12 protein-coding genes are annotated in these 12,963 nt (G+C 69.0%); 6 read left to right on the top strand and 6 right to left on the bottom strand.

Translation table 11 applies throughout. The annotated features are described in order from the left end of the window. On the top strand, positions 1-130 hold a 130-nt coding region (locus TU34_RS23125; protein ID WP_045824215.1), incomplete at its 5' end, for an integrase core domain-containing protein. Here the strand turns inward: TU34_RS23125 and TU34_RS17590 are convergent. Further along, positions 127-2,364 (bottom strand): NADP-dependent isocitrate dehydrogenase, encoded by a 2,238-nt coding sequence (locus TU34_RS17590; RefSeq protein WP_045824214.1) that lies wholly within the window; start codon positions 2,362-2,364, stop codon positions 127-129. The genes TU34_RS23125 and TU34_RS17590 overlap by 4 nt on opposite strands. A gap of 199 nt (positions 2,365-2,563) precedes the next feature. Continuing rightward, the gene (locus TU34_RS17585) at positions 2,564-2,848 is read right to left on the bottom strand and encodes a hypothetical protein (RefSeq protein WP_045824213.1); all 285 of its coding nucleotides are present in this window, start codon (positions 2,846-2,848) and stop codon (positions 2,564-2,566) included. A gap of 125 nt (positions 2,849-2,973) precedes the next feature. Between TU34_RS17585 and TU34_RS17580 the strand changes: the two genes are divergently transcribed. Next, positions 2,974-3,192 (top strand): dodecin, encoded by a 219-nt coding sequence (locus TU34_RS17580; RefSeq protein WP_045824212.1) that lies wholly within the window; start codon positions 2,974-2,976, stop codon positions 3,190-3,192. A gap of 17 nt (positions 3,193-3,209) precedes the next feature. Here TU34_RS17580 and TU34_RS17575 read toward each other — a convergent pair whose 3' ends face one another. Next, entirely contained in the window at positions 3,210-4,097 is an 888-nt protein-coding gene (locus TU34_RS17575) for an aldo/keto reductase (protein ID WP_045824211.1), read from the bottom strand. A 119-nt stretch (positions 4,098-4,216) separates the two neighbouring features. On the opposite strand from TU34_RS17575, the gene TU34_RS17570 reads away from it, so the two are divergent. The 4 genes from TU34_RS17570 to TU34_RS17555 are packed head-to-tail and all read left to right on the top strand — an operon-like array spanning position 4,217 to position 9,323. Further along, a complete protein-coding gene (locus tag TU34_RS17570) occupies positions 4,217-5,833 on the top strand; it encodes an ABC transporter substrate-binding protein (RefSeq protein ID WP_045824210.1) in 1,617 nt (538 codons plus the stop codon). Between the two features lie 4 nt (positions 5,834-5,837). Further along, entirely contained in the window at positions 5,838-6,836 is a 999-nt protein-coding gene (locus TU34_RS17565; protein WP_045824209.1) for an ABC transporter permease, read from the top strand. After that, complete coding sequence (locus TU34_RS17560) at positions 6,829-7,722, top strand: ABC transporter permease (protein ID WP_045824208.1); 894 nt, start codon at positions 6,829-6,831, stop codon at positions 7,720-7,722. The genes TU34_RS17565 and TU34_RS17560 overlap by 8 nt, the downstream gene beginning before the upstream one ends. Next, positions 7,719-9,323 (top strand): dipeptide ABC transporter ATP-binding protein, encoded by a 1,605-nt coding sequence (locus tag TU34_RS17555; protein ID WP_045824207.1) that lies wholly within the window; start codon positions 7,719-7,721, stop codon positions 9,321-9,323. Before TU34_RS17560 ends, TU34_RS17555 begins: the two co-directional genes overlap by 4 nt. Before the next feature lie 17 nt (positions 9,324-9,340). Here TU34_RS17555 and cysC read toward each other — a convergent pair whose 3' ends face one another. The 3 genes from cysC to stf0 are packed head-to-tail and all read right to left on the bottom strand — an operon-like array spanning position 9,341 to position 12,959. Further along, on the bottom strand, positions 9,341-11,215 hold the full coding sequence (gene cysC, locus TU34_RS17550; RefSeq protein WP_045824206.1) for an adenylyl-sulfate kinase: 1,875 nt from the start codon (positions 11,213-11,215) through the stop codon (positions 9,341-9,343). Then, positions 11,215-12,144 (bottom strand): sulfate adenylyltransferase subunit CysD, encoded by a 930-nt coding sequence (cysD, locus tag TU34_RS17545; RefSeq protein ID WP_045824205.1) that lies wholly within the window; start codon positions 12,142-12,144, stop codon positions 11,215-11,217. Before cysD ends, cysC begins: the two co-directional genes overlap by 1 nt. Continuing rightward, positions 12,141-12,959, bottom strand: coding sequence for a trehalose 2-sulfotransferase (gene stf0 / locus TU34_RS17540; protein WP_045824204.1), 819 nt, complete (start codon positions 12,957-12,959; stop codon positions 12,141-12,143). The genes cysD and stf0 overlap by 4 nt, the downstream gene beginning before the upstream one ends. Positions 12,960-12,963: the final 4 nt, after the last annotated feature.

Genomic DNA, 12,963 nt, shown 5'->3' with positions numbered 1-12,963 from the left:
CTCCGAAGCCGAACGGCGCGCCGCTCTGAGCGGATGGATCCACGAATACAATCACCACCGACCCCACACCGCCTGCAGCAACAAGCCACCCATCACCCGTTTGACCAACCTGTCGGGTCAGTACACCTAGTCCCGCGCGTCGGCGAGCGCGGCGTTGAACGTCGGGCTCGGACGCATCACCTCGGCGGTCTTGTCCCAGTCGGGGTAGTAGTAGCCGCCGATGTCGACCTTCTCGCCCTGGACCTTCGCCAGCTCCTCGACGATGGTGTCCTCGTTGCTCTTCAGCGTCTCGGCGAGCTCGCCGAAGTGCTTGGCCAGGCCCTCGTCCTCGGTCTGCGCGGCGAGTTCCTGCGCCCAGTAGAGCGCGAGGTAGAAGTGGCTGCCGCGGTTGTCGAGTTCGCCGGTCTTGCGTGAGGGACCCTTGTCGTCCTCGAGCAGCCGACCGGTCGCGGAGTCGAGCGCCTTGCCGAGGATCGTCGCGCGCTTGTCGCCGGTCTTCTTGCCGAGATCCTCGAGGCTGACCGCCAACGCGAGGTACTCGCCCAGCGAGTCCCACCGCAGGTGGTTCTCCTCGAGCAGCTGCTTGACGTGCTTGGGGGCCGAGCCACCCGCGCCCGTCTCGTACAGCCCGCCGCCGGCCATGAGCGGCACGATCGACAGCATCTTCGCGCTGGTGCCCAGCTCGAGGATGGGGAACAGGTCGGTCAGGTAGTCGCGCAGGATGTTGCCGGTCGCGGAGATGGTGTCGAGTCCGCGGATCAGGCGCTCCATCGTGTACCGGATGGCACGTACCTGCGACATGATCTGGATGTCGAGCCCGTCGGTGTCCTCCTCGGCGAGGTACGTGCGGACCTTGGTGATCAGCTCGTTCTCGTGCGGGCGGTACGGGTCGAGCCAGAACACGACCGGCATCCCCGAGTCGCGCGCCCGCGTGACGGCGAGCTTCACCCAGTCGCGGATCGGGGCGTCCTTCACGATGCACAGTCGCCAGATGTCGCCCTCTTCGACGGTCTGGGTGAGCAGCACCTCGCCGGTCGCGTTGTCGACGATGTCGGCGACACCGGCCGCGGGGACCTCGAAGGTCTTGTCGTGTGAGCCGTACTCCTCGGCCTTCTGCGCCATGAGGCCGACGTTGGGGACGGTGCCCATGGTGGTGGGATCGAACTGTCCGTTGGTCTTACAGAAGTTGACCATCTCCTGGTAGATCCGCGAGAACGTCGACTCGGGGTTGACGGCCTTGGTGTCCTTCTGACGGCCGTCGGCGCCGTACATCTTGCCGCCGGAGCGGATCATCGCCGGCATCGACGCGTCGACGATGACGTCGCTGGGGGAGTGGAAGTTCGTGATGCCGCGCGCCGAGTCGACCATCGCCAGCTCGGGGCGGTGCTCGTGGCACTTGTGCAGGTCGTCGACGATCTCCTCGCGCTTGGTGGCGGGCAGCGAGTCGATCTTGCTGTACAGATCCGACAGACCGTTGTTGACGTTGACGCCGAGTTCGTCGAACAGCTCGCCGTGCTTGGCGAACGCCTCCTTGTAGAACACGCGCACCGCGTGGCCGAACACGATGGGGTGCGACACCCGCATCATCGTGGCCTTGACGTGCAGCGAGAACATGACGCCGGTCTCGTACGCGTCCTGCATCTGCTCCTCGTAGAACTCGATGAGCGCCTTCTTCGACATGTACATGCTGTCGATGACGTCGCCGTCGGTGAGCGAGACCTTCGGCTTGAGCACGTGGGTCTCGCCGTCGGCAGTGGTGAGTTCCATGCGGACCTCGCGGTCGCCGTCGACGGTCATCGACTTCTCGCCGTGGTAGAAGTCGCCCTCCTCCATGTGCGCGACGTGGGTGCGCGACGCCATCGACCACGTGCCCATGCTGTGCGGATGCTTGCGCGCGTACTCCTTGACCGCCTTCGGTGCGCGCCGGTCGGAATTACCCTCGCGCAGAACGGGGTTCACCGCGCTGCCCAGGCACTTGGTGTACTTGTCGCGGATCGCGGCTTCCTCGTCGTTCTTGGGGTTGCCGGGGTACTCGGGGAGGTCGTACCCCTTGTCCTGCAGCTCTTTGATCGCGGCGCGCAGCTGGGGAACCGAGGCGCTGATGTTGGGGAGCTTGATGATGTTGGTCTCGGGCAACTGCGTCAGCCGACCCAGCTCGCCCAGGTTGTCGGGCACCCGCTGATCCTCGGGCAGCGTGTCGCTGAACTCGGCGAGGATTCGACTCGCCACCGAGATGTCGCTCGAGGTGACCGAGATGTCGGCCGCATCGGCGAAGGCGCGCACCACAGGCAGGAATGCGTGCGTCGCCAGCATGGGCGCCTCGTCGGTGAGGGTGTAGATGATGGTCGGCTGCTTCGCGTTCATGTTTCGCCTTCGCCTCGTAGTACGTGGACTGTTCCGGGGGTCTGCCCGTGTCCGCCTACACCAGTATCACGGACGCGCCCTGCTGCCGAGCGATGGCTCGGTCGCGCGGAGGGTCAGCCGTCGCGCGGAGGCCGTGTGAGCAGCCCGCGGATCACCTCGCGGGCGCGCGCACGCTGACCCCGCGGCACCATCGCCGCGGTCAGTCGGGGCGGGGGACATCGGTCTCCCAGCGGGCGCGCCGTTCGTCGAGCGTCTGGTCCCACCACGGTGTGCCGCGCTCGCCCAGGGCGACCTTCGCCGCCTGCACGCCGGCCCGCGACTCCGGCGACCCGTCGGTGCGTTTCACCTCGCGGCGCCACGCCATCAGGATCGACCGCAGCTCGGCGTCACGTTCGGCGGGTATCTCGGGGTCGGTCGCCCGCCACCGACGCCCCTTCACCACGATGTAGCGCCCGTCGTCGGTGCGTTCCGGTCCGTCGCTCATGGGCCCACGGTGCCAGGTTTGCTTCCGCGTGGGTCGAACCGTCCCGACGACGGTCGGTGCAGCCCTAGGGTGACGGTGTTCCTACCCCGTTCCACCACAGGCATTTTGACCCCAGGAGAATCAGCATGAGCGACAGCGTCTACCGCATCACCGAGATCGTCGGATCGTCGGAGAGCAGCATCGACGACGCCATCAAGGGCGCGATCGCACGGGCGAACAAGACCGTCCGCAATCTCGAGTGGTTCGAGGTCGTCGAGACCCGTGGGCACATTGAGAACGGCCAGGTCGCCCACTTCCAGGTGACCCTGAAGGTCGGCTTCCGCCTGGCCGAGGACGGTGAGTAGAGCCCTCCAGCGCGAGCTCAGGCGCCGATCTTCGAGAGCTCGGCGAACTCGTCGTCGGTGAGCTCCACGGACGCGCCGGCGAGGTTGTCCTCGAGGTGGTCGATGCTCGAGGTGCCGGGGATCGGCAGCACGACCGGCGACCGCTTGAGAAGCCAGGCGAGCGCCAGCTGAGACGGGGTGGCGTCGTGCTGCTTCGCGAGTTCGGTGAGGGGGCTGCCCGCGGCGCTCAGCTTGCCGGTGGCCAGCGGGAACCACGGGATGAACCCGATGTTCTGTTCGGTCGACCAGTCGAGCAGCTCCTCCGACGACCGGTCGGTGAGATTGAACAGGTTCTGCACCGACACGATCTCGGCGATCCCCTGCGCCTGCTTCACCTCGTCGATCGACACCTGGCTCAGTCCGATGTGGCGGATCTTGCCCTCGTCCTGCAGCTTCTTCAGCTCGCCCACCTGGTCCTCGACGGGGATGTCGGGGTCGATACGGTGCAGCTGGAACAGGTCAATGCGGTCGACCTCGAGCTTGCGCAGGCTCAGCTCGGCCTGTTGACGCAGGTACGCCGGACGACCGACCGGCGTCCACTCGCCCGGACCCTGACGGGTGAGACCCGCCTTCGTGGCCACGACGACGCCGTCCGCGGAGGAGTCGCTGCGGAAGGGCCGCAGTGCCTCCGCGAGCAGACCCTCGGCGACATCGGGGCCGTAGCTGTCGGCGGTGTCGAAGAAGTTCACGCCCAACTCGACGGCACGACGGATCACCGCGACCGCGGAATCGCGGTCCTTCGGTTCGCCCCACACGCCCTCACCGGGCAGCTGCATGGTGCCGTAACCGAGTCGGTTGATCTCGAGGTCGCCGCCGAGGCGAAAGGTGCCGGAGGCTGCTGCGGGGCGTGCGGTGTCGGTGGTCATGCCACCTAGGACGTCGTGAGGGGCCGAGGATATTCCGCGTCCCGTCCTCCCCGGCGCCATACCGTCAGCGTGGGCACAACCCTGTCGGGTACGGCGGGGCGGCCCGAAGATCGTCCACGATGCGAATCGTCTGGTCCCTGGTGACACCCGTGCTGGCCGCGGCACTCGTGGTGGTCATGGCCGGGTGCGCGGGAACCGGCGTCGGCGGCGACGACAGCGGTCCGCCGCACCGCGGCGGCACCCTCAAGTACGGACTCTCCCTCGCGCCGACGTGCGCCGATCCCGCGCAGTCGTCGAGCAACCAGACCATCTACGTCACCCGTCAGGTCGTCGACTCGCTCACCGACCAGAACCCCCGGACCGGCCAGATCGTGCCGTGGCTCGCGCAGAGCTGGCAGGTCGATCCCACCTCGCGCGAGTTCACCTTCCGTCTGCGTCCCGGCGTGACGTTCAGCGACGGCACCCCGGTCGACGCCACCGCGATCAAGCGCACCTTCGACGCGATCGTGACGACCCTCGGCGGGGTGAAGGCGCCGCTTCCGGCGAGTTACCTCGCCGGGTACACCGGGACCACCGTCGTCGATCCGCTCACCGCGCGGGTCACGTTCTCCGCCCCGAACGCGCAGTTCCTCCAGGCGTCGGCGACACCGCAGCTCGGCATCCTCGCGGCGTCGACCAACGCCGAGTCGGCCGAGACGCGATGCCAGTCGGGGATCGTGGGATCCGGGCCGTTCACCTACGCCGACTATCAGCAGGACCGGTCGGCGAAACTGGTCCGCCGTACTGGATACGCCTGGGGTTCGGCGGCGTTCGGACACGCCGGTGAGACCTATCTCGACGCCATCCAGTTCACCGTCGTCCCGGAGTCGGGGGTGCGCACCGGCAGCGTGTCCTCGGGGCAACTCGACGCCGTCAGCGACGCGCTGCCGCAGGACGCCCCGCTGATCGAGAACACCGGTGGCGTCATCCGGACCACGCCGAACCCGGGTCTGACGTTCGGGATCCAGCCCAACGTCTCCCGCGGCGTCCTCGCCGATCCCGCCGTGCGACGGGCCCTGATCCCGGCCATCGACCGACAGGAACTCGTCGACACCGTGCTCGGCAAGGACTTCCTGCCCGCGACCGGTGTGCTGTCGGTGAAGACGCCGGGCTACCAGCGGTCCGATGCGGTGACCTTCGATCCCGAGCGGGCGAGATCGATACTGCAGCAGGCGGGCTGGACGCCGGGACCTGACGGTGTCCGGACCAAGAACGGTGCGCGGTTGAGCTTCTCGATCCTGTTCAGCGCGGTGTTCGCCGGCAACCAGACGATCCTCGAACTCGTGCAGCAGCAACTGCGCAAGGTCGGGGTGGACGCGCGGCTCGACCTGGTGTCGCTCCCCGAGTCGACGTCGCGGCAGAACAGCGGCGACTTCGATGCCACGTACTACAACTCGACCCGCGGCGACGGAGACATCCTGCGGACCGCGTTCTCGGTGACGCAGCGGAACCTCAACCAGCAGCGCGTACCGAACGCGGCGCTCGAGCAGGCGTTCGTCGGCGAACTCTCGACCACCGACGTCGCCGCCCGCAACCGGTTCTTCGCGCAGGCGCAGCAACAGATCCTCGACAACGGTCTGTGGATCCCGACCGTCGAGCTGTCCCAGGCGATCGGTGTCGGACCCCGGGCGCATGCCGTCACCTTCGACGCCTCGGCCCGGCTGCAGTTCTACGACACCTGGGTGAACGGAGGCTGATGGCATGGCCCGATATCTGACTCTGCGCGTGCTGCAGGCGATCGGTGTGCTCTGGGCGGCGTTCACGGTGTCGTTCATCGTGCTGTTCCTGCTGCCGTCGGATCCGGTCAGCCTGGCCGCAGAGGGTGGCGGCGCGGGCACGCCGGTCGACAAGGCCGCGATCGCCGAGCTGCAAGCCCGCTACGGACTCGACAAGCCTGTGCTGGAACAGTATTGGACCGCGCTCTCCCACGCCGTTCGTGGCGATCTCGGCGTCTCCATCTCCACCGGACAGACGGTGACCGGAGCCATCGCCGCCGCGATCCCGAGCACCCTGGCGCTCGCCGCGACGGCCCTGGCCCTGGCCGTCGGCGGTGGAGGGCTCCTCGCCTTCCTCGGCGTCTACACCCGCGCCCGCCGGCTGCGCACCCTGCTGCTGTCGCTACCGCCGCTCGGCGTCGCCGTACCGACCTTCTGGGTGGGACTCATCCTGCTGCAATGTTTCTCGTTCGGACTCCCGGTGTTCCCGGCGTTCGGCGACCGCACCCCGGCCGCCGTCGTCCTCCCGGCCATCACGCTGGCCATCCCCACGGGAGCCGTCATCGCACAGGTGCTGGCGAACTCGTTGGCCTCGACGTGGCGCGAGCCGTTCGTCGAGGTCGCCGCGACCAAGGGGGCGTCGCGGTGGTACATCCACACCCGCCACGTGTTCCGCCTCGCGACCGTTCCGGCGCTGACCATCGCGGGTGTGCTCGTCGGGGAGCTGTTGGCCGGATCGGTGGTCGTCGAGACCGTGTTCGCGCGAGCCGGTGTCGGGCGGCTGACGCAGACGTCGGTGCTGTCCCAGGACATCCCGGTGGTCCAGGGTGTCGTCGTGCTCACGTCACTGGTGTACGTCGTGGTGACCCTGGCCGTCGACATCGTCTACCCGTTCATCGATCCCCGGATCGTCGAGGGCAGACGCGGTCGATCCGAATCCGCCACCACCACGACCGAGGCGACGACGGAGGAGGCCCATGTCTGACCAACTGATCGTCGACACACCCCGGCTCGGCGAGCCGACCGGCGCACGAGCGACGTCGCGCCCCGTTCGACGCCGGTTCTCCCCGTCGCGGTGGGGCGGTCGGGCATCGGTCGCCGTGTCCGGAGTGGTGGTCCTCCTCGTGATCGGGTGGGCGGCTGTGCCGTCGCTGTTCGCGAGCGGCGACCCGCTCACCGGAACCCCACGGGACAAGTTGCAGCCACCGAGTGCATCCCACTGGTTCGGGACCGACAACATCGGCCGCGACGTCTACACCCGCGTCGTGCACGGGGCGCAGCTGTCGTTGACCGCCACGCTGCTCGCCGTCGGCCTCGCGCTCGTCGTGGGGTCGTTCATCGGGCTGCTGGCCGGCGCGATCGGCGGAGCCGTGGACGCGCTGCTGATGCGCATCGTCGATGTACTGCTGTCGATCCCGCTGCTGCTGATGTCCCTCGCTCTGGTCACCGCACTCGGATTCGGGACCGTCAACGTCGCCATCGCGGTCGGCGTGACGATGGTCGCCAGTTTCGCGAGGGTCATGCGATCGGAGGTCCTGCGGGTGCGACGCGCGCCGTATGTCGAGGCGGCGTTCGCCGTCGGGTCGCGGTGGCCGCGCGTGCTGGTGCAGCACATCCTGCGCAACGCCTCTGCACCCGTGATCGGGCTCGCCGCGGTCCAGTTCGGGTTGGCCGTGCTCGCGGTGTCGGCCCTGAGCTTCCTGGGCTACGGCGCGAAACCACCCACACCGGAATGGGGTTCACTGGTGTCGGAGGGGCGCAACTATCTCGCGACGGCATGGTGGCTGACCACCGTGCCCGGTCTGGTCATCGTCGCGGTGGTCCTCAGTGCCCATCGATTGGGTCATGCCGTCGGGGAGCGTCGATCGTGACGCGCGGACCGCTGCTCGCGCTCCGCGGGCTCCGGATCGCCTACGGCGACACCGAGGTGGTGCACGGTGTGGACCTCACCGTCGACCGGGGCGAGGTCGTCGCGCTGGTCGGCGAATCCGGCTCGGGCAAGACCACACTGGCGCACGCGGTGGTCGGCCTGTTGCCCGCCGGCGGGCGCGTCACCGACGGTGAGATCCGGTTCGACGGCGAGCGCATCGATTCGGCGCCGGCACGTCGCCTCGAGAAGCTGCGCGGAGCGCACATCGGTGTCGTGCCCCAGGACCCGACGTCGTCGCTGAACCCGGTGCGGCGCATCGGCGACCAGGTGGCCGAGATCCTGCGCATCCATGGGCGGGCGAACCGCCGCACCGCCGCCCTCGAGGCGGTCCGCATCCTCGACGAGGCGGGTATCGACCGCCCCGAGGTCCGTGCCCGACAGCACCCGGCCGAGCTGTCCGGTGGGCAACGACAACGCGTCCTCATCGGCATCGCGCTGGCGTGCTCCCCGGAGTTGGTGATCGCCGACGAGCCCACCAGCGCACTCGATGTCACCGTCCAGAAGCGGATCCTCGATCACCTCGACGACCGTGTCGATTCCACCGGTGCCGCCGTCCTGTTCATCACCCACGACCTGGGGGTCGCGGCCGATCGGGCCGACCGGATCGTCGTGTTGCGTGACGGCGTCGTCGTCGAGGACGGGCCGACCGCGCGGGTTCTCGCCTCCCCCGAGCACGAGTACACCGCGCACCTCGTCGCCGCGGCGCCGAGCCTGTCGCGGGCACGGACGCGCCGGACACCGGTGCGGGTCGACGGGCCCCCGCTGCTGTCGCTGCGCGAGCTGGGCAAGACCTTCCGTGCCGGCGGTGAGAAGCTCGTCGCCGTCGATGGTGTGTCCCTCGAGATCCGTCGTGGACAGACCGTGTCGCTGGTGGGGGAGAGCGGTTCGGGGAAATCGACCACCGCCCGCATCGCCGCGCGACTGGAGACGCCCACCAGCGGGTCGGTGCATTTCGACGGCGCCGACGTCACCTCCGCACGGGGCAGATCGCTGCGAGACTTCCGTCGCCGTGTCCAGTTCGTGCACCAGAACCCGTTTCTGTCGCTCGACCCGAGCGTGTCGGTCGGTGACACGATCGCCGAACCGTTGCGGGCCTTCGGGATCGGTGACCGATCCGGCCGTCGGACGCGGGTCGCCGAACTGCTGGCGAGCGTGTCGTTGCCGACCGACGTCGCCGACCGACGGCCTGCCCGTCTCTCCGGAGGCCAGCGTCAGCGGGTCGCGATCGCGCGGGCACTGGCCCTCGAGCCCGACCTGGTGATCCTCGACGAGCCCGTCTCCGCGCTCGACGTGTCGGTGCAGGCGACGATTCTCGAACTGCTCGACGACCTGCAGCGCGATCTCGGTCTGACCTACCTGTTCATCTCCCACGACCTCGCGGTCGTGCGACAGATCAGCGACGAGGTCGCCGTCATGCGGTCGGGGCGCATCGTCGAGCACGGCGACGCGGAGTCGGTGTTCGACTCCCCGTCGCATCCCTACACGGCCGAACTCCGTGATGCGGTCCCCGGGCGGGACCATGTGCCCGATCGACGGGGGTAGCTGCCCGATCGGAGTGGTCAGGGGCGCGGGGCGACCTCGTCGAGGACGGTGAGGATCTGGCGCACGAGGTCGTCGATGTCGGCGTCGGTGGTGTCGATGGTGATGTCCGGGTTCGCCGGCGCCTCGTAGGGCGCGTCGATGCCGGTGAGGCCCTTGAGCTCCCCGGCGCGGGCCCGGGCGTAGAGGCCCTTGGGATCGCGGCGCTCGCACTCGGCGAGCGGGGTGGCCACCGCGACCTCGACGAAGGGCAGGTCGGCGGCGTCGTTGAGGGCGCGGGCAATGGCCCGATCGGATTCCAGCGGCGACACCAGCGACGCGATGGCGACCACGCCCGCGTCGGCGAGCAGTCGCGTGAGGTGCCCGACCCGACGGATGTTCTCGGCCCGGTCACCCGGGGTGAATCCGAGATCGTCGGACAGACCGTGACGCACGTTGTCGCCGTCGAGCAGGTATGCGGTGCGGCCGGATTCGACGAGTGCGCGCTCGAGCGCCACCGCGACCGTCGACTTGCCCGAGGCGGGCAGGCCGGTCAGCCACACCGTCGCTCCGGATTGACCGGTCGCACCCCAGCGGTGCGTCCGGTTGAGCGCCGAGGGGTGCCACTTGACGTCCTTGCGGACCTGCGCGCCGGGCTTCACCTCGCGGGCGTCGAGGATGGTGCCCGCGCCCACGGTGTCGTTGGTGGTCTCGTCGATGAGGATGAACGCGCCGGCGTCACGGTTGCCGACGTACGGGTCGGCCACCACGATGGAACTGGTGCGCAGCGTCACGACGCCGATGTCGTTGAGCGCCAACTCGACCGGGCCGTCCTGCTCATCGAGGGTCTCGGGGTCGAGCCGCGACGACAGGTCTTGCACGGTGGCGCGCACGGTGGTGGCGGTGTGCTTGAGCGACAGTCGGTCCCCGGCCCGCAGCGGTGTCTCGCCGAACCAGCAGACCGTGGCGTCGAGTTCGCGGGCGAGGACGGGCACGTGGGCCGCGTCGTCACCGCTGACGAGTACGTCGCCGCGGCCGATGTCGATGTCGTCGGCGAGTTGGACCGCCACCGACAGCGGGGCGACCGCGACGTCGCGGTCGTCGTCGAGGGTGTCGAGTGCGGTGACGGTGCTGCGCGAACCCGACGGCAGGGCCACGATCGGGTCGCCGACGGCGAGGGTGCCCGCCGACAACCGACCCGTGTAGCGACGACGCTCGGTGCCCACCGGCCGCGAGACCCACTGCACCGGCAGTCGGAGCTCGGTCGCCTGTGCCGAGGGGGCGACGAGTTCGATCGACTCGAGGTACTCGAGCAGGGTCGGTCCGGTGTACCAGGGCGTGTTCTCCGACCGGTGCACCACGTTGTCGCCGTCCTTGGCGGCCAACGGGATCACCGTCAGCTCGGCGCCGCCGAGACGTTCTGCGAGCGTGGCGAGTTCGGTCTCGACCGCACGGAATTTCTGCTCGTCGTATCCGATGAGGTCGATCTTGTTCACCGCGGCGACGAGGTGTCTGACGTTTAGCAGCGTCGCGATCCGGGCATGGCGACGGGTCTGGCGAAGGACGCCGGCGCTCGCGTCGACCAGCAGGATCGCCACGTGCGCGGTGGACGCGCCCGTGAACATGTTGCGCGTGTAGCGCTCGTGTCCCGGGGTGTCGGCGAGGATGTAGTTGCGGGTCTCGGTGGAGAAGAAGCGGTACGCGACATCGATGGTGATGCCCTGCTCCTGCTCGGCGCGCAGACCGTCCGACAACGCCGCGAGGTCGGGGACACCGTCTTTGAGCACCGCCTCGATGTGGTCGAGGGGCAGGCTGTCGGTGTCGAACATGAGACGACCGATGAGCGTGGACTTGCCGTCGTCGACCGAACCGGCCGTGGCCAGGCGCAGCAGTTGGCGGTGGGCGTGGGTCGTCATCAGAAGTATCCTTCGCGTTTCCGGTCTTCCATGGCCGCGATCGATGTGCGGTCGTCGGCGCGGGTCTCGCCGCGTTCGGACACCGTGGCGGCCGAGATCTCGGCGATCACGCCGGCGATGTCGGTGGCGTGCGAGCGCACGGCACCGGTGATGGTGAGGTCACCGACGGTGCGGTAGCGGACCCACTCGACCGCGGCACTCTCCGACTCACTCGGCGACGTGAACTCCGATGTCGCCAGAAGGATCCCGTCACGCTCGAACACCTCGCGCTCGTGCGCGAAGTAGATCGACGGCAGCTCGAGCTCCTCGAGTTCGATGTAGCGCCAGATGTCGAGCTCGGTCCAGTTGCTCAGCGGGAACACCCGCACCTGCTCGCCCCGGCGGATGCGGCCGTTGTACAACGACCACGGTTCGGGGCGCTGAGCGCGCGGGTCCCACTGCCCGAACTCGTCGCGGAAGCTCAGCACCCGCTCCTTCGCGCGGGCACGTTCCTCGTCGCGACGGGCGCCGCCGAACGCGGCGTCGTAGTGGCCGGCCTCCAGCGCGTCGAGCAGCGTGCGGGTCTGCAGGCGGTTGCGAGATGCGTTGGGGCCGCCGATCTCCTGGGCGCGCCCGGAGTCGATCGACTTCTGCACCGAACCGACCACCAGGGTGTGGCCGGCGTCGCCGAGGCGGCGGTCGCGGAACTCGATGACCTCCGGGAAGTTGTGGCCGGTGTCGACATGGAGCACCGGGAAGGGCAGCGGCGAGGGCCGAAAGGCCTTCTCGGCCAACCGCAGCAGCACGATGGAGTCCTTGCCCGCGGAGAAGAGCAGCACGGGCCGTTCGAGCTCGGCCACCACCTCGCGGATGATGTGGACCGACTCGGCCTCCAGGGCCCGCAGTTCGTCGACGTGGGTGGTGTCGTCGGTGAGCGTGGGCACGGTCATGCGGACGCTCCTTTCTCGAGGGGTTCGGTGCCGTGACTGTCGCGCTGATATCGGGCGATCCAGTCCGACGATCGCGCGTTGGCCTGGCGCTGCAGCACCGGCGGCGGGGCGAGGCCGGGGTCGAGGTCCAGGGCCTCGAGCACCCTTGCCACCTCGGCGGTGGTGTCGGAGGCCAGTTGTCGGTAGTTGATCTCGATGGGGGAGACGTCGGCTTCGGCGAACCAGCGTCGCCAGCTGCGTTCCTGCTCGGCGAGGATCCGGTGCAGGTAGGCGATGCCGCCCGCGTGGTACTCGGCGCGGGCATCGACCTCGGGGTCGGCGGCACCACGCCACACACGGGTCTGCACTGCCCGCCACATCGAGACGGCCTGCGCCGCGATGTCGTCGCGGTACACGTGGACGTAGAGAACGTCGGGACCGAGCAGATCGGCGATCGCCGAGCGCAGGTCCGTGCCCGAGCGGTTCGGCAGACCCGCGGCGTGCGCGGTGAGCAGCGGCGTCTGGTTCCACATCAACTTGCCGCCCCACACGCCGTTGTCGGTGGCGCCGACACTCCGGATACGCGCCGCCCACTCCTGCGCGGTCTCGGTCTGCGGGGTCCCGGGTTCGAGGGGGTCGAGCAGACGCAGGATCGATTCGTCGGTGACACCGGCGAACCACTCGAGCGGTTGCGGGGCGAGGTCACTGTGGGGCAGGTACTGGAAGAACTCCTCGGGGTGCCCGGCCTGGCCGGTGGCGCGCAGCGACTCCACGAGCAGCGTGCTGCCGCTGCGTTGGGTCGCGAGCACCAGGTAGGCGCGCGGTCGGCTCGTCATCTGC

The organism is Williamsia herbipolensis (genome assembly GCF_000964005.1).
Lineage (GTDB): Bacteria > Actinomycetota > Actinomycetes > Mycobacteriales > Mycobacteriaceae > Williamsia_A > Williamsia_A herbipolensis.
Note: the sequence above shows the minus strand (reverse complement) of the source record. Positions and strands in the feature narration are given on the sequence as shown.

What these genes read in the sequence shown, in the direction of transcription:
- TU34_RS17590 (WP_045824214.1), bottom strand. Translation starts at nt 2,364, where the DNA reads ATGAACGCGAAGCAGCCGACCATCATCTACACCCTCACCGACGAGGCG.
- TU34_RS17585 (WP_045824213.1), bottom strand. Translation starts at nt 2,848, where the DNA reads ATGAGCGACGGACCGGAACGCACCGACGACGGGCGCTACATCGTGGTG.
- TU34_RS17580 (WP_045824212.1), top strand. Translation starts at nt 2,974, where the DNA reads ATGAGCGACAGCGTCTACCGCATCACCGAGATCGTCGGATCGTCGGAG.
- TU34_RS17575 (WP_045824211.1), bottom strand. Translation starts at nt 4,097, where the DNA reads ATGACCACCGACACCGCACGCCCCGCAGCAGCCTCCGGCACCTTTCGC.
- TU34_RS17570 (WP_045824210.1), top strand. Translation starts at nt 4,217, where the DNA reads ATGCGAATCGTCTGGTCCCTGGTGACACCCGTGCTGGCCGCGGCACTC.
- TU34_RS17565 (WP_045824209.1), top strand. Translation starts at nt 5,838, where the DNA reads ATGGCCCGATATCTGACTCTGCGCGTGCTGCAGGCGATCGGTGTGCTC.
- TU34_RS17560 (WP_045824208.1), top strand. Translation starts at nt 6,829, where the DNA reads ATGTCTGACCAACTGATCGTCGACACACCCCGGCTCGGCGAGCCGACC.
- cysC (WP_045824206.1), bottom strand. Translation starts at nt 11,215, where the DNA reads ATGACGACCCACGCCCACCGCCAACTGCTGCGCCTGGCCACGGCCGGT.
- cysD (WP_045824205.1), bottom strand. Translation starts at nt 12,144, where the DNA reads ATGACCGTGCCCACGCTCACCGACGACACCACCCACGTCGACGAACTG.
- stf0 (WP_045824204.1), bottom strand. Translation starts at nt 12,959, where the DNA reads ATGACGAGCCGACCGCGCGCCTACCTGGTGCTCGCGACCCAACGCAGC.